A 17,014-nucleotide genomic window follows, 5' to 3' on the forward strand; every position below is an offset into this window, starting at 1 on the left:
TCTAGATTAGTGATGAAATTAAATAATAAATTATTCCTTATACTTATTGCTTTCTCTTTATTGGGGCAATCCTGTTCCGATAGCTTTTTGGAACTAAAACCTAGGGGCACGGACTTAGAAGAGAACTACTACAGGAACCGACAAGAGGCTTACAACGGTCTGGTTGCGGTATATGATGTGGTGGGTTTCCAGAGTTCCAGCTATGTCACTAAAATATTGGCTACCTCAGCGGCATCCGACGATCATTTTGCTGGCGGCGGTGGATCCTCAGATTTACCGAATATCCAAGCTTGGTCCAACTATTCCCTGAGCCCAGCAGTGGGTCCACAGGAGGATCTTTGGCGCCGAGGCTATATGGGAATCATGCGAGCCAACGTATTGCTGGAGAAATTGCCAGAGATCCCAATGGGCGATGATGAAAAGGCAAGGTTTACCGCAGAAGCGAAATTCCTGAGAGCCTATTTTTATTTTGACCTTATTCGCTACTTCCGCAATATCCCATTGATCCTGAGCCCGCTCGTTGGAGATGCCATTTATGCAACCCCACAAGTAGCACCTCAGGAGGTCTATGCTGCGATGGAGAAAGATCTAATGGAGGCCATTCCTGTTCTACCCATCAATTTAAACTTAGATACCGAGGCCGGAAGAGCATCACAGGGCACAGCAAGAGCATTGCTGGGCAAGGTCTATCTACAGCAAGAAAAGTTCACCGAGGCAGCTGCCCAATTCAGGGAAGTGAACGGCGAACCCGGCCAAACCAGCAAATATGGCTACAAGTTATTGGCCAATTATGGTGATCTCTTCAAGGTGAGCAATAAATTCAACAGCGAGTCCATTATGGAGATATCCTTTACCAACACCTCCGTTGGTGACTGGGGCTGTATCGACTGTACAGAAGGTAATATCCTGAATATCATGATCGGTCCCCGTGGATATGCGGCAGGTTCAGGAGCACCGGACTATATTGCCGGATGGGGATTCCTTCCCTTGACCAATGGCCTTGTTGACCAACTAAAGGGAGATCCTAGGTATCAATATACCGTTGCGGATATGCACCAGTTGCAAGCAGATGGCAAAGCGTCTTACACACCGGGCTATATGGATACAGGTTATTTCCTGGAAAAATATGCCGGTAGAGAGTCGAACAGATGGACAGGTGCCGGAACATTCGAGCTTAATTTTCCGCAGAACATCTATGATATCCGCCTTGCCGACACTTATCTCCTAGAAGCAGAAGCATTGGTCAGAGGCAGTGGAAACATTACCCGTGCAGGAGCCCTGTTAAACGCCGTGAGAGCGAGAGTTGGGCTTCCGGCGACTACAGCGACCTTTGCGAACATCAAGCGCGAGAGAAGGCTTGAATTGGCCGGAGAAGGGCAACGCTGGTTCGACCTGGTTCGTTGGGGAGATGCAGCAGCCGCTCTATCAGCCCGAGGATATGTCGCTGGGAAGCATGAAGTATTACCGATTCCGCTTTTGGAGCTAGATAATACCCAATTGGAGCAAAACAAAGAATACGGAGGCACGAAATAATTGACTGAATTATGAAAACGATATATAACAAAATATTTAATGCGAATCTCTGGAGGATCATGCTATTCTCGATGGTCGTGATTGCCTGTCGTCCAGAAGGAGATGACCTCAGCTTGAATCCCCTACCGCAGCCCAATTTTGAAGCGGTAGAAATAGCACCGGGCCGTGTACAATTGAAGAACACGACCAACACCCCTACCATTGCCAACTGGACCATCGTATCCAGCGGACAGAAACTGTCGGGTGACGTAGTAGAAGTAGCCTTGATCTTTGCAGGCAACTACGACGTGAAATTGGATGTCGTAGGTCAGGGAGGGATGGCAAGTGTGACCAAGCCTGTTGCCGTAAAGCAAAATGACCCGAATGCTTGTGATGCCAAGACCGCACTGGGCTTTATTGCCAGCTGCACCAAGAAGACCTGGAAGCTGAACCCTCAAGCAGGAGCTTTCAAGGTGGGTCCAGGTGCAGATAACGGCGACTGGTGGAGCAGTGGCGCAGGAGAAGTAACCGGTAGAGCATGTGAGTTCAATGATGAATTTACCTTCTCCTTTAATGCAGAGGGAACCTATGCCTACGACAACAAAGGCGATTACTTTGCCGATGGCTACCTAGGGAACAAAACGACCGGCTGTGAACCCGCAGCAAACCTGAAAGGTGAACAGGCCTTGTGGAATTCCGGGAATTTTAAGTTTTCGGTAACAGAAGGAACAGGCGTCAAAAAGCTTGGTCAATTGAGATTGGTGGGCAAAGGGGCACATATCGGTGTCAAGAAAGCACATAATGGTGGTGAGACCGCAACGGGTCCAGTGAACGACTTTGTGCTTTATGATATATTGGAGATGACCAAAAATAAAGATGGAGCTGGCTATGATATCCTGAAGGTTGGTGTCAATATCGGCGGAGACGCTTGGTGGACCATGACCTTACGTTCTTTCTAATCAGCGATCGATTTTATTTTATAAACAATTTAAAAATGAAGAGAAATATGAGCTTTTGGATCTTACCTATCCTTATACTATTGTCCTGTTCAGAAAAATCGAACGAGAACAATATCGTTATCCCTGAACCTCCCCCGGCCCCAAAACCTAAAGAATACAAGTATTCGGAGACACCGGTCTGGTTTGATGAATTCGATAAGGATGGTCTGCCCAATACCGAACTATGGGGCTATGATGTAGGAAGAGGCGATAGTGGATGGGGAAATAATGAATTGCAATATTATACCAATGCCCGTCCGGAGAACGTGAATATTGCCGATGGCATATTGAGCATTACCGCCAGAAAGGAAAAATTTGAAGGTGCTGACTATACTTCAACCCGTTTGATCAGCAAGGGCAAAGGAGATTTCCTGTACGGTAGGTTCGTTGTCAGGGCAAAGGTCCCTGCTGGAAAAGGAACTTGGCCAGCAGCATGGATGTTGCCTACCGACTGGGCATACGGCCCATGGCCAGCTTCTGGGGAAATTGATATCCTGGAACATGTGGGCTATGAACCGGATGTAGTGCATATCACCATGCACACCGAAGATTATAACCATGTTAAGGGCACCCAAAAGGAAGCCATCAAGAAGATTCAAAATGCGACCACCGAATTTCACGAATACCGCGTGGACTGGACCCCTGAGTATATCAGAGGTTTTGTGGATGGCGAACAGATCCTGCACTTTCCCAATGAAGGTAAAGGAAGCGGTGTATGGCCATTCGACAAGAAGTTCCACTGGTTGCTGAACTTGGCAGTCGGAGGTAATTGGGGCGGATTAAAAGGCATTGATGAAGCCTCCTTTCCTAATGTTTATCAAGTAGATTATGTTCGGGTTTACGAACTGTTGAACCCATAATAGAGAAGATCGTTTTAAGTCAATGGTATTTGTACCTTAAATACTGTTACTGATGTGATGATTGGGGTAAGAATTAGCTTCGATGGGTAGGCTAATCTTACCCCTTAATCTTTTTCCTTCAGGGCTTTACCTAGAAAATCTCTTTCCTTTTAGACCACATTGCCTCTATAGCTAAACATAATGGTCATTTGATCCATTTTAGGTTAAACACCCTCCTTTTTGGGCAATAATAGCCATAATAAAGCGATTGTAGCTTTAATTGTCTTAATACTTCGCACCTCTATATCCAGCATGTCTCAATACTTTATTTTGATATAATTTATCCTATTTATTAATCTTAACCCACTCATAATGAAACAAGAGTTAATGATTTAACAAATCGGGTAAACTATTAACCATACAACCCGTAAAGAGTAGACGATACGCTACAAAGATTAAACAAAAGTTAACCAATCTTTACTTTCGAGGATAAATAAGTTAAATTAGTATAAGATAGAGATCTCAAATATCTGACCAATTGTTAATAAAATTTTGAATCAGAATATTCATTAAATGCGTTAACCACATGATTTTATCCTTTATCTCCATATTCATAATTATTAATAGTTTGTTGGTCCTGAAGTTAATACAGGGTGTAAAAAGACAAATACATCATTGGGGCCTATACACAATTCTATTATTAACTATCTTATTCTTAACGATCATTCCATTTTTGTACATGATTGATGATGAAGCACATTTTTACATTCTCAACATCCCCATAGGTTTTCTTTACGGACCTGCACTTATGATTCTTTCCAACAGACTTCGCGGTAAGCAAAAAAAGAATTTATGGGTACACTTAATTCCGTTTGTAATATTCTTTATTATCTACTTGGTATTTGTAAATAACTTATCGTTCCAGTACAATTCTTTCATGAATTTTGTCCCGCTATTTAATTCGGGATTGGTCCTTATACATTTTTTCATCTATTTTGTCATTATTCAGCCCAGATACTTTTTAACCAGGTTGAGGGAAAAGCTTCAATTACTTCCTAGATTGGTTGTAATAGGTCTATTTTCAGCCATCATTACCATAATAATCCTTTCTTTAACCAATTTTACCAAAGACATAGAATTTATATGGGCGGGTAGACTCATTTTAATCAGCATGTTCCTCTCTACTTTAACCCTTATTTACTCGGCAAATATCAACTTCTATCATTCAAAAGGGAACTTAGTAGAAAAGGGAAGTGACATAATAATATATGATATCAACTATTATGAGCCCACAAAACAAAGCGCTAATGCTACCCATCCAAATTCAGATCTGTTCATGGCTTACAACCTCAAGATTATCGAGTTCGTCAATTCCCAGTGCTATCTTGATAGTGAGCTAACGAAGGAAAAATTCAGCTCTGATTTAGGGATTCCGATCCGCCATGTGAGTCAATTCCTAAAATACGAGTACGGAGAAAGTTATACGAGCTTTATCAATCAATTAAGGATGGCTTATGCTGAGAAGAAACTCAAGGAACAAGTGATGGACTATACGATTGAGGGTTTAGCCGGTATTTGTGGATTCAGTTCCCGTGCTTCCTTCTATAGGAATTTCCAAGCTATCCATGGCTGTTCACCGCATAAGTTCAGGAATGACCAACTTATAGCCCAATAATAATTCCCCAGTCATTTCCTTGGTTTCAATAGGGAGCCCTCTTCACTATTGCTTTCAATGTCGTAGAAGCTTTCGGTCTTAATCAAAGGCAGGAAAGCCTCTCTTCTAGGCAATTCCTTGATCCTGGCTCACAACATCTTCTATTGCTCGAATAATATGGCCTCCTTTTTACGGCTATCCCAAGGATACAGCTTATTGGCACAAAAACACCTGACTGAAACACCTGTGAATAAATACCGATGTACAGGGGTGGTCACCCCATTTGTCCCTATTTGAACCACTTAACAGGATGGAAAAAGTTTTTTCTAATAGTAAATTTGGATTTTCTACAAATTGTTTGAAAAACGAATACTCAAATTAATAAAACACTTATTATCATTAATATACAAATTAATAACGCAAAAAATTACCTATAAAAACGAGTGTCCGTTATTGTTGTATTTTCCGAAAATGGAGAAAATGAGACAATAAATCCAAACCTAATTAATGAGCTTTGTTTAAGCGAGAATCGATGAAATGCAACGCCAATTATACGTTACACTTCCCTCCAATTCTAGGCAAGATCAAAAGATTGTCAATTAATTATTATAAAAATATTGATTATGAACTTTGAATACTTCACGTACTACCTAAATTATATAGGTACTATATTCAGCGGCTATCCGCCAATTGCTAGAGTCACTTTTGTAATGGTCCTTTTTTTAATAGTGGTAACCATACTAGCTTTTACCCGCCTATTGGTCATAGGCTATCAATTAAACAGGACCGAGAAAAAGAAACAGAAAACTGCAAACCATTTCTATGATAAACTTTCTTTTATCATTAAAAATCCTTCGATATATGAAAAAGAAGAGATCCAAAGACTATTGGAGTTCAATATTACAAATTTGAAACACTGGAAATCCGATTATGTAACCGACGTTTTATTGGATGTCAAAAGCGAACTGATGAAAGCTGGCCAATTTAATGATCTCAATTACAAGAACAGTCTTGAAGCCTTAGGTTTAATGGGCTTTTGGGAGAAAAGAATTAGAAACTCAGGCTTTGATAAAAGAAAAGAAGCCTTGTTGGTCATAGGAGAATTTGACAACGGTGTAAACACCGGCGTCCTTTCTAAGTCAACCTTCCATAAAAACAAGGATATCAGGAAAGCCGCAAGAGATCTATACACCAACCAAGACAAATACAACCCCTTTCGTTTTATGGAAGAAAACTTCGATGAGGAGTTTACCCAATTAGATAAACTTCGTCTTCACTCTACCTTAATCAAGAGGTCTAGGGATGGAAAGCTTCCAAACTTATTACGTTGGGTGAACAGCTCCAAGAGCCCAAAGTATATCATCTTCATCTTGAGGGAAATAGGATATTTCAAACAAGATGAAGCATCAGAGATCTTGACAGACTTACTTGATAAGCATGAAAACCGGGATATCCGAGTGCAAATGGTAGAAACCCTTGGTGAGCTAGGTTACTTTGAGGGCATCCCTAAATTAATAGATCGCTATACCATGGAGACTACGGTGGTCCGTGAGGCCATTATCAGGACCATGGCCATACTGCCTTGCCAGGAGTCATTGGAATTCTTGGTCAAGAATTACAAATCAACTGATGACAATAACAGCAAATTAAACATTGCGAGAGCGATCAGCCAACATGGGATCGAGGGACAACAGGCACTTGAAACACTTAAAAACGAGGTGTCAAAGACCAAAAAGGAAGCTGAAAACATGCTATTAGCTCAAGTAACCAATGAAAAGAACTTTACAGTAGCACAATATCAAACCAATGGCCTATTTCTTTAACTATTTGATCTACTTCTATGCCACGGCCCTGGCGGTCTTCTATCTGGCATTAATGGTAATGAGCTATTTCAAAACGATTCGCTATCGATTTAAATACACGAAGCGGGAAGAGAATTATCTGAAGGACTTTCCTGACCAAGCTCCAGGAATATCAATTGTTGCACCTGCATATAATGAAGAAGTCATTATCTCAGACAGTGTTCACTCCTTTTTGAATCTTGATTATCCAACATTTGAAGTGATCATCGTGAATGATGGAAGTACCGACAGGACTCTCGACATCTTGAAAGAGGAATTCGAACTGATGGAGGTCCCCTATTATTATGTCTACAAGGTGTTCTGTCAGCCCATAAAAAGAGTTTTTCGATCCAGCAATCCGGCATTCAGTAAGCTTATTGTGGTCGATAAAGTAAACGGAGGTACCAAAGCGGATGCGATGAATGCAGGGGTAAATATCGCTCAATATGATCATTTCATCAATACAGACGTAGACTGCATCCTTTCTGAGGACACCTTGAGCAAAATCATTCTTCCCGTCCTTGATTCCGACACACAAGTTATCGCCGTAGGAGCCACCATGCGCATGGTGAATGGTTGCAAGGTAGAGAAAGGAAAGATAATCCGGGTAAAAGCGCCGAGTCGACTGATTCCACTTTTCCAGGAAACTGAATATTTGAGGTCATACCTAGTCGCAAAAATGGGTTGGTCGATGATCAACTCCATTCCAAATGTCTCTGGGGGCTTCGGTCTGTTTGATAGACAGGTCGTAATCTCCGCTGGGGGCTTTGATTCCACCTCCCATGCGGAGGATATGGACATGACCGTGAGAATGGTGGCGTTTATGCGGGAGAACAAAAGAAAATATAAAATAGTTCAATGTCCCTATAGTCTATGCTGGACTGAGGGGCCTCCTAACATAAGCCTCTTGAACAGGCAGAGAACAAGATGGGGTCGCGGGATGCTTCAGTTCATCGTCGATCACCGAAAATTCCTCTTGAACAGAGATTATGGGAGAATGGGGCTGATCGTCATGCCGTATATTGTTTTTTTTGAGTTCCTGGCACCAATCATTGAGATGGTGGGCTTGATATTCTTCCTGTTTTTATTGTTAACAGGTCAGGTTAATTTCGAAACCTTTTGGATGATGCTGCTCTATGCCTATTTAATTGGATTGGTGGTTTCTATAGTCACCGTGTCCAATGATTTAGTTCTTGGAAAGTTGTATAGAAATTTCTGGGAATATCTCAAGCTGGTGTTCTTTGCAGCCCTAGAGCCTTTTTTATATCACCCGCTGGTGGTTTTTTTCACGCTGAAAGGCTATGTTCAGTACATTACCAAAAAGGATTTCAAATGGGGCCAGATGACCCGACAGGGATACGCACCTAATAAAAACACAAACACCGCAACATAATATGTTAAAGAGATTTATATTCTCCAAAAGGATGATTACAGCCTTTGGACTGATCTTTTTTTGCCTTGTTTCTCATGCTCAAAGCACAGGATCTACCAACCAAAACAATTTGGAAGTAAATCAAATCAATGCATTATACAACCAGCAGCGTTGGGAAGAAGGCAGGAAAAAAGCAGAGGAAATCTTGTTAAAAAACCCCAAAGATTCCGATATGAGAATGATGCTGGGTAAATACTATATCCATAGCAAGCAGTATGATAAAGCAAGGTATGAACTGGTCAAATCATTGGAATATGGCCCTAGCAATCTTGAATCTAAGAAGATGCTTATTACGGTCGAAACGGAGACCGCTCGCTATTCAAGTGCAATCTGTTATGTCAATGAGTTGCTGGAGGTAAACCCCTATTTGAAAGATCTTTGGCGAAAAAAGATTGATTTATATCGCGTATCGGGAAACCAAGTGGAGGCCGATCGTTTGTTAAAAAGAATTGCACAGATATATCCTGAAGACCCCGAGTTGCGCAAGGATCAAACCTATATTACCGAGCAGCGCACTGCTGAAGTCCGCAATTCGGGAAAAATAGATAAGACCATCGAATTGGCAAGGAAATCAGTAGAGGACCAACCCCAAGAACAGGAGAGTTATTTTTCGGTTATAGACAGCTACATCAAGGCCGGGGATTATAACAACGCCTTGGTTTATTCCGAAAGAGCCTTAAACCAGTTCCCCGGAAACGAAGGTTTCATCAGCAAGAAACTAGCCGTCCTAGAACATCAGAAGCGCTATTCAGAGCTGTTGGGCTTCCTTGGTCAAGAGATGAACCGAGGTGGAAGTGCAAACCTTAGGAACCAGTACAACTACTTTCTACTTGAAGCGGCCCGCAATGCCAAGGAAGGCGATGCAGGAACGCTATATGGAAAAATATTTGAAGCTTCGCCCGGAAACGAAGAAGCATTCGCCTATGTTTTCAATGAACGCGTGGGCCAAGAACAATATGAGGAAGCTGTCGATGTCCTGAATAGGCACCGAAACAGTATAGGTGGCAGCAAAGAGCTCGACCTGAAGGAACTGACCGTCTATAAAAGGATGCAGAACCAACCAAAAGTTGCTAGCCTAACCAAAGACCTTTTTACCAAGTACCCAGACGACTTGGACCTACGCGAGTCTTATGTCACCAACACCTTAAGAAGTGCCAAAAATAGCATGGACGAGGGAAAGACCACGGTAGCTATTTCAGAATGGCAAGAAGTTATCCGTTATGGCGACCATGAATCGGTAAAAAGTGCCCAGGCAGGTATCTATAATGCTTACCAGTCTAGCAATCGACTTCAGGAAGCTATCGTCGTATTGGATGAAATGTTATTTGACGATCCAGGCAACTTGGACCTGATGATGAAGAAATCAGATCTATACAATAAACAGGGTAGGTATGACTATGCATTAAGTATTTACGAGCAAGTCCTGGCGCAAGCCTCCCCAGAGGACAAACTGCGTTTGCAAAATGGTTACTCAGAAATCATAGCCCCTTGGATCAAACAGTTCCGTGAAGAATACAAACTCATTGAAGCCAAACAGCTATGCGAAAGGTGGTTGGCAGTTGATGAACATAATCAAGACGCCCTGCTTGCCATGATCAATATCAGTTACCAACTCAAGGACCATGATGCAATGCTTTCTTACGCCAAAAAGGCCGAAGAGCTTTATTTGGATGATATTCCATTTAAGATCAAGCTAGCAGAGGCCATGAACCATAAGCCAGAAACCTTAGGAGACTCTTGGGAACTGCTCCACCATCAGGTCACACTCAACCCGTTCCACCAACCCTTGGTCAACACCTTCAGTAGCACTACCGAAGAATACGCTGCCAGGTTATTGAAAAACAAGGAACATAGCCAAGCCCTAGCCGTCATCGATACTGCCCTTCAATACAATGAAAACAGCAAATCCTTGAAGTATCTGAAAGGTACTGCCTATGAAGGCCTAAAGCAGTATGATTCGGCTTTTTATTACCAAAGGTATTATGATCCTTCCCTATTGGAATTCGAAGACTTTAAACAGCATCTGGATTACCTAGGGCAACGATCTTTCAAGAACACGGTGGGTATTTCACACCTCAGGGCAAGGTTCGGCGACAATGACGCCCTTACGACCATTTCCACAGCAGAATACAGCCGCTTACATACTGATGGATCCATATATACCGGGCGTCTGAACTATACTGGACGTGAAAATGGAAAAGGAATACAAGGACAGTTTGAATGGACCAAACCATGGACACCTGAGATTTCCAGCCGGATTGACCTAGCCCTAGCCAATAAGTTTTTCTTGAAGGTTGCAACAAATGCCACCGTCATGTATGAATGGACCCCAACTTGGCAACTTGAAGCTGGAGCTGGATTTAGGAAATTTTTCACAGATGAATCCTTGATGAACCTGAATCTAGGCGTCATGAAGACCATTGATGACTTCAACCTGTCAGGGAAAATCTCCAATTTCATGCTAATGGAGAATGGCAGCAGCAGCTACCTATACAACGTAGGCGTAAAGGGCCAATATTACATGAACAATCCTAGAAACTTTGTTCTTGCAATAGCCAGCGTAGGTAATTCTCCAGACTTGGACTTAATGGACTTCCAGATCCAAAATAGTTTTGAGGTACTCAATACCATGGTCGGCGCGGGATTCGGCAGGAACATTTCAAGGAATATTTCAGCCAATGCTTTAGGGTCATGGTATAACTTCCAAACCAACCTAATTGATGGAATCAGTACCTATAAAAACCTATACAACATTAACCTGCAAATGAATGTATCTTTTTAGATTCACCATACCCCTGTTCAGCCTTTTCGCCTTTAGCTCTTGCACGAGCAGTAAGGGCCAAAGCAATGTGTTCAACTTTGCTGAACAGAAGATAATTATTATCTCTAACGGAGACCAGAGCAGTGCTGCAATGGCTGATTATTTCAATCAGCACCTCTCCAAGCGCAATACAGGCAACAAACTATCCATCATCAGAACAGATAGCCCAGATACCACAAACAAAACAAACCAGATATATTTTGAGCTTGTCCCTGACTTAAGCTTTGATTACGAGATCAAGAATGTTCCGGGAAAGCTTTCCCTATTTGCAAAGAACAGGGAAACCATGATATGGCTGATTTATGGCCTTATCTCCCATTTGGGAGACAAGGTCGATATCGATGCACATGACCTCCCTCCTGCCATCATTCATTTCAGGACAGGCCAATTCAATTTCGCAATGCACTATCGTGAACCTCATTTGCTCAGCAATACCGACCCAAATCTCGTAGGCATCTACCATACCAATAGCGTAGACCGTGATTGGGGAATTTGGGGCCATAATTTTAAAAAGATTTTTAATGGAAAGATACCTGAAAGAGCCTATGCGCAGACCGAAGCGGGTATAAATGAAGATCAATTTTGTTTCTCCTCTGCAGAAACCCTTGCTGCCATCAAAGCATATCTTGTCGGGCAAGAGGGAAATGGCTTAAAGTACTTTATGATCGCTCCCAATGACAATAACATCGCTTGTACTTGTGAAACTTGTAAAGAATTGGGGAACAAGACCGCTGATGCAACTGGCGCAGTTACAAATCTGCTGAATAGCCTTGCAAAGCAGTATCCAGACTATCAATTTTTCACCACGGCCTACCTGACTACTAAACGTGCTCCTTCCATTCAAATGGAAAAAAACACCGGTGTATTCATCAGCACGATCGATTTCACAAAATCTTCCAAAATCATCCCAAGCAGTACCGCTGTCCAAGATTTTGGAACCTTGGTAGAACAATGGAAAAATAAAGTCAATGCGGTCTACCTCTGGGACTATATTTCAAATTTCGACGATTATTTGAGCCCTTACCCCGTATTAGATCGCTTTCAAAATCAGCTGAGTTACTTTCGTTCTATCGGGATCAATGGCTTTTTCCTCAACGGTTCGGGCTATGACTATTCTCCATTCGAAGACATCAAGACCTATGTACTGAGTGCGATGATGATGGATCCAAGCTTGGATGCCAAAGACCTAGTCGAGGGCTATTGCAAAAGGAAATATCCAACATCAGGTAAGCTAATAGCTGATTATCTTTTAGAGATTGAACAGAAATCAAGTCGATCAAAATCTGAAATAGGAATTTATTTACCTTTCAGAGAACTGATGAAATCCTATTTAGACCAAGGCGGGTTTCAAAAATTCCATAGCGATCTATCTGAACTGAGCAAAAAAGCAAAAGGAGAAGAAAAGATCAAGCTTGACAAATTATTATTAGGCTTGGCCTATACCCAACTCCAGTTTGACTACCATACTGGAAATTTTGAAAACGGATTCCTTGCAGAACGAGAAGGAAAGGTATGGATCAATCCCAAGGCCGAGAAGAGCATCTTGGAATTGGCAGCCTTTTCCAAAAAATACAAACAGGACCATTATAAGGAAACTGATGGCGAGATAAGCAACTATATCGCCGAATGGAAACAGATCCTAGCCCATCCAATGAACAGAAATCTTTTCCAGATCGAGAAGGTGCTGGAATTAAGGACCATGCAAGCACTGGAAGAAGCTGCTCTATTGGCTGACAACCTGCCCGGATTCCTCTCCGATTTCAATCAAGGCTGGTTATTAGCTGCAGAGGATATAAATGTTTCAGGTAAGCTGGTATCCGTAGAGGAAAGAAAAAAAACAATCCGCATGCGGTTCTTACATAATGCAAGGCACCGGATGCTAAGGCCCGACAAGATTGAAATACTGAAAGACGGGCAGCCCATCGCAAAGGTCGCGGGCATGGAATTGATCCAAGAAGGCAACACATTCCAGCTGGAAAAGGAAATCATGGTTAACGGAGAGCAACAAATTGAAATAAGGATAAACAAAAATAAAAGCATTAACAATTCAGTAATAGCATGTGATGAAATTGAAATATTTTAACATTTCGCTTTTAGCAATCATCAACTTGTTGATAACAGGTTGCATGGACATCAAGGACAGGAAAACCACCGTGGAAATAGAAGATAACCATAGGCATTACTTTCCGATTTTAGCAGGTGAGCTCAAGGATTTGGTCTTTAACATCAAAAACACCGGCGATGAACCTTTAATCCTGACAGATATTATTACTTCTTGTGGTTGCCTGAAGAACTCAAACGGCATTGGCGGGTTTTCAATCCCACCCAAAAAAGAACGGAAGCTTATCCTGAGCTACAATAGCGCTAAGAACATTGGAGCAGTGAAACATTATGTTACACTTTACGGGAATTTTAAGGATGCCGAATACAAAGAGATTGTTTTTGATATCAATGTCGTCCCTGGGGCATTGTATACCAAGGACTATGAAGAATTGTATACAGAGGAACTTGAAGAAAATAAATCAGTTGAGCTTATGATGGATGGAAGACAAAATGGGAAAGGATATTACATGCCTGAACCACCTCCAAAAATCGAGAATCAAAATAATTAATTACATAAATTTTTATTTAAAACAATAATTTTTTTGTAAAGAATTGGATTAATATAAAAAGATAAAGTAAAAAATGTGGATATTTAACTACATGAATTAACTTTTGTCTTAATATGAAACCCGTTGCCTATAACCCTCAAGAAGTCTTGATTTCATTGATTGAAATCGAGAAATCCTTAAAAACGGTTATTCAAGAGAATTGTCCAGAGAAACCTATTACATTAAACGAAGATCTAGATACGGCTCTTAATGACCTACTAGACGCACAAGGCGCCAATATTGATAAGGTAGAATATTTAACAACCCAATTATCGCTGTTACATCTCAAGCGCGAACTGGACAAGACGATCCAGGTTGTAATTGAATCCAATGAGCTAAGGGCGTTATTTGATTATTCAAAATATTCTCATGATATATTGAAGAAAACGCAAAAGATAAACAGAGATTGGAGATGGATAGACTATATCCTCCTGATTGTCCTTTGTGCAAACTTTATTGCCATAGTCAGTGCGCTGTATTATTTGAGGTAATTGATTCTGATAAACTGTTGAACTTTCATTTAACCATAATGGAAACAAAATAAATGTGCCCAGAAAACCTGTTTAATTTTGACATCGATGAAATTCATTTTTAGTAACTTATTAATTGCATTGTGCTTCCTTTTTGAATACGCCTATTCACAAGGAAATGCCATGGAAACGATCAATGAAATACCTTGTGCCGCTCCTATTTCTAGTGAGATAAAAGATCTCAATAAAGTGGTGCTGAATGCTGATTCACTCATTGTTGTTGCCAATAGTGATAAACAACGTATTTCCGCTTTAATGACCAAGGCAAATGTCTATAGGCAACAAGGTAATTTCCCCCTATCGATCAGGACCGCCATGCATGCGGATTCATTAGCTTCCTATACCCTGAACTTCCAATGCCAAGCTGCCATTTCGGGCTTTTTGGCCAAGTCTTTTCGTTCCTTAGGTCTGATGAACATATCCAACAGGTACCTGGACCGCGCAATGAAGGCCAACAATATGATCAAAGACTCTGAACTAAAGCAATTTATTTTGGTAGATCTTTTACATGAACAAGCTTACCACTCCTTGGAAATAAAGGAATACTTAAAAGCCGCGGTTTTAGCTAGCTCTGCCGCAAAACAAATTCCCAAACAAGCCAAGGATAAAATGAAAATTATGGTAGCCCAAGCCACCAATGATCAGATCATGGGGATCTTTGAAATGAACTCGGGGAAATTAGAGACCGCAGACTCCCTCCTCAATTCTGCTCTAAACAAATTGAGCAATATAAACTGTTCCCTAAAACCCCATGTCTATATTGCCCTTGGAGAAATTGCCATGAAAGAGGGTAACTTTAAATCGGCACAGCAGTATTTGTCCTTGGTGGACCAATATCTAGCGGTTGAAATGGACGATGAGCTAGAGAAAATATCCTACGACAGCTGGTCCACCTATTATAAGGATACTGGGAACATGGAGAATGCGCTCTATTATTCCCAGAAATCCGCCGAGCTATTGAAAACAAAGATAAACCGGGCCAATATACTCTCCGCTAGCTTGCTTTTGGAGACTAGGGACAGGGAAGAAATGTACAGGTTTCTTTATATTATTTCCCTGAGTGGCATTATCTCATTCTTGGTCTTTGCTGCTTACTTCCTACTCGTTTGGAAACGCAAAGTATGGATTCAGCCAGAACCCGTCGAAGTAATGTCGGAAAGCCAACCAGAGAGCCCAGGGATGCATGCAGAACCTGAAGAAACTAGCTACCCCGAACTCAATGCTCTAAATAATCACAACACAAAGCTGAACCAAATAAAAATATCGAGGTATACAGAAAATTGTCTCTATAGAAAACTGGGAAAATTAGAAGCAGAAAAGTTCTTCCTCGAGAAAAATGTAAAACTTGACCAAGTTGCCTCCATGATGGGCACAAACTCCAAATATGTATCCTATATCATCCAGAAATACCGCCACATGGATTTCTATGAATTTATCCAAAACAAACGGATTGAATATTTCCTTAATCTGTTGAAGACCTCACCGGAATTATTAGACTTCAAACTGGCATATCTCGCCCAAAAATGCGGCTATTCATCCTTGAGCAAGTTCTCAACCTCCTTCAAGGCAGTCACTGGAATGCCCCCATCGACCTATATCAACCTCCTAAAAAAAGAGCTAAATACGTAGCATAGCACTAAGATTAAATTCTAGCCTGAAACTATAAATTTTTAGGCTATACTGCTATTGTTTTATCTTTCATTTATCCCCGCCCTAGGCAATCTAGTAAAATTGCCTCCCACTTATTTTACTAGCCCCATTTCTAGAAACCCCGCTAACACCATGTAACACAATCCACAAAAGTTTTAACGCTCCTAGAAAATCATTTTTAGCCCAAATCCAGATATCTCCAACCATAAAAGCGACAATACCATGATAACCAGCAGTATACAAAATTCAACAAGATCATCAGTGCTATGAGCCAATATTTGAGACAAACAACACATAGCTGAACTCTGTGTCAAATCTTCTTAACTTTCAAGATAATATTAGCCCAAAAACTCCCATAAATCATCCAAAAGGAGCAAAGTAGCAATTTCCTGACCCCATCTCAATCTAGACGCGAAACCAGATTATAAATAATAAATAGTGAAGCCATGAAATTTGAAGAATCTATAAAAATTGAGGCCGTAACCTCTATTGTTAAGGGAGACCTTAACATAAAAGAAGTTATGCAAAAATATCAGATCAAAAAAAAGAAAACCGTGGTCGATTGGATCATTAGGTTATTGCCCACCGTAACGGAACAAGTCAAAAAAACAAGGGGCAATTAGGTGAATGAGTTTAAGGTTTTTTTATGAAATCGAAGGGGTATGGTATGGGTCTCATTCGAGACACATTCCGAAAATTCGCAAAATGGCTAAAGGGGTTCTGGAGGTATGTTCGAAGGGCTGTGGAAGGGGATTGGAGGGATGGTAAAGTTGGTTGGAAGGGGACTTGGTTTTGAGCAGGGAAAATGGTCGAGGAAGGGCGGAGAATTTTAAGGTGGAATTCGAGGTATTTCTCGAATATGTCTCGAATAAGAGTGGGCTGAGAGTGGGGTGAAAAATGAGGTGGGTTACGATGATGGCAAATCCATTTCAAGGCTTATATTTCGTTGTGATTTGACCACATAACAAACCATGTGTTCATTTTCCTAAAATAATGGGCATATAGGTAAAATATTAGGTCAAGAGTTACCTTAATATTGATAGAAATTATAGCGCTTTCATCGAGAAGATAAAGTTTACCCCTTAT

Annotated in this window: 12 protein-coding genes; all 12 read left to right on the top strand. The window is 41.2% G+C overall.

Annotated elements, in window-relative coordinates; all coding sequences use genetic code 11:
• The first annotated feature begins 12 nt into the window (after window positions 1-12).
• The 12 genes from ACWICE_RS03470 to ACWICE_RS03525 all read left to right on the top strand — a co-directional run bounded on the left by ACWICE_RS03470 (window position 13) and on the right by ACWICE_RS03525 (window position 16,551).
• Entirely contained in the window at window positions 13-1,533 is a 1,521-nt protein-coding gene (locus ACWICE_RS03470; protein ID WP_454297652.1) for a RagB/SusD family nutrient uptake outer membrane protein, read from the top strand.
• Between the two features lie 11 nt (window positions 1,534-1,544).
• Entirely contained in the window at window positions 1,545-2,471 is a 927-nt protein-coding gene (locus ACWICE_RS03475; protein ID WP_185215729.1) for a hypothetical protein, read from the top strand.
• A 35-nt stretch (window positions 2,472-2,506) separates the two neighbouring features.
• On the top strand, window positions 2,507-3,370 hold the full coding sequence (locus tag ACWICE_RS03480; protein WP_313261340.1) for a glycoside hydrolase family 16 protein: 864 nt from the start codon (window positions 2,507-2,509) through the stop codon (window positions 3,368-3,370).
• Window positions 3,371-4,520: 1,150 nt separating this feature from the next.
• Window positions 4,521-5,024 carry a helix-turn-helix domain-containing protein gene (locus ACWICE_RS03485; protein ID WP_454297653.1) on the top strand — a complete coding sequence of 168 codons (504 nt, stop codon included), beginning with the start codon at window positions 4,521-4,523 and terminating at the stop codon, window positions 5,022-5,024.
• Between the two features lie 602 nt (window positions 5,025-5,626).
• Window positions 5,627-6,826, top strand: a complete 1,200-nt coding sequence (locus ACWICE_RS03490; protein ID WP_454297654.1) for a HEAT repeat domain-containing protein — start codon at window positions 5,627-5,629, stop codon at window positions 6,824-6,826.
• Window positions 6,810-8,237: a glycosyltransferase family 2 protein gene (locus ACWICE_RS03495; protein WP_454297655.1), complete on the top strand. Its 1,428-nt coding sequence runs from the start codon at window positions 6,810-6,812 to the stop codon at window positions 8,235-8,237. Before ACWICE_RS03490 ends, ACWICE_RS03495 begins: the two co-directional genes overlap by 17 nt.
• A gap of 1 nt (window position 8,238) precedes the next feature.
• Complete coding sequence (locus tag ACWICE_RS03500) at window positions 8,239-11,058, top strand: tetratricopeptide repeat protein (RefSeq protein ID WP_454297656.1); 2,820 nt, start codon at window positions 8,239-8,241, stop codon at window positions 11,056-11,058.
• On the top strand, window positions 11,045-13,180 hold the full coding sequence (locus ACWICE_RS03505) for a DUF4838 domain-containing protein (protein ID WP_454297657.1): 2,136 nt from the start codon (window positions 11,045-11,047) through the stop codon (window positions 13,178-13,180). Before ACWICE_RS03500 ends, ACWICE_RS03505 begins: the two co-directional genes overlap by 14 nt.
• A complete protein-coding gene (locus ACWICE_RS03510; protein WP_454297658.1) occupies window positions 13,161-13,709 on the top strand; it encodes a DUF1573 domain-containing protein in 549 nt (182 codons plus the stop codon). The genes ACWICE_RS03505 and ACWICE_RS03510 overlap by 20 nt, the downstream gene beginning before the upstream one ends.
• A gap of 113 nt (window positions 13,710-13,822) precedes the next feature.
• The gene (locus ACWICE_RS03515) at window positions 13,823-14,239 is read left to right on the top strand and encodes a hypothetical protein (protein WP_454297659.1); all 417 of its coding nucleotides are present in this window, start codon (window positions 13,823-13,825) and stop codon (window positions 14,237-14,239) included.
• Between the two features lie 87 nt (window positions 14,240-14,326).
• On the top strand, window positions 14,327-15,907 hold the full coding sequence (locus ACWICE_RS03520) for a helix-turn-helix domain-containing protein (RefSeq protein ID WP_454297660.1): 1,581 nt from the start codon (window positions 14,327-14,329) through the stop codon (window positions 15,905-15,907).
• Between the two features lie 467 nt (window positions 15,908-16,374).
• Window positions 16,375-16,551, top strand: a complete 177-nt coding sequence (locus ACWICE_RS03525; protein WP_313261355.1) for a hypothetical protein — start codon at window positions 16,375-16,377, stop codon at window positions 16,549-16,551.
• Window positions 16,552-17,014 lie beyond the last annotated feature (463 nt).

It is taken from the genome of Sphingobacterium sp. NPDC055346, assembly GCF_053645235.1.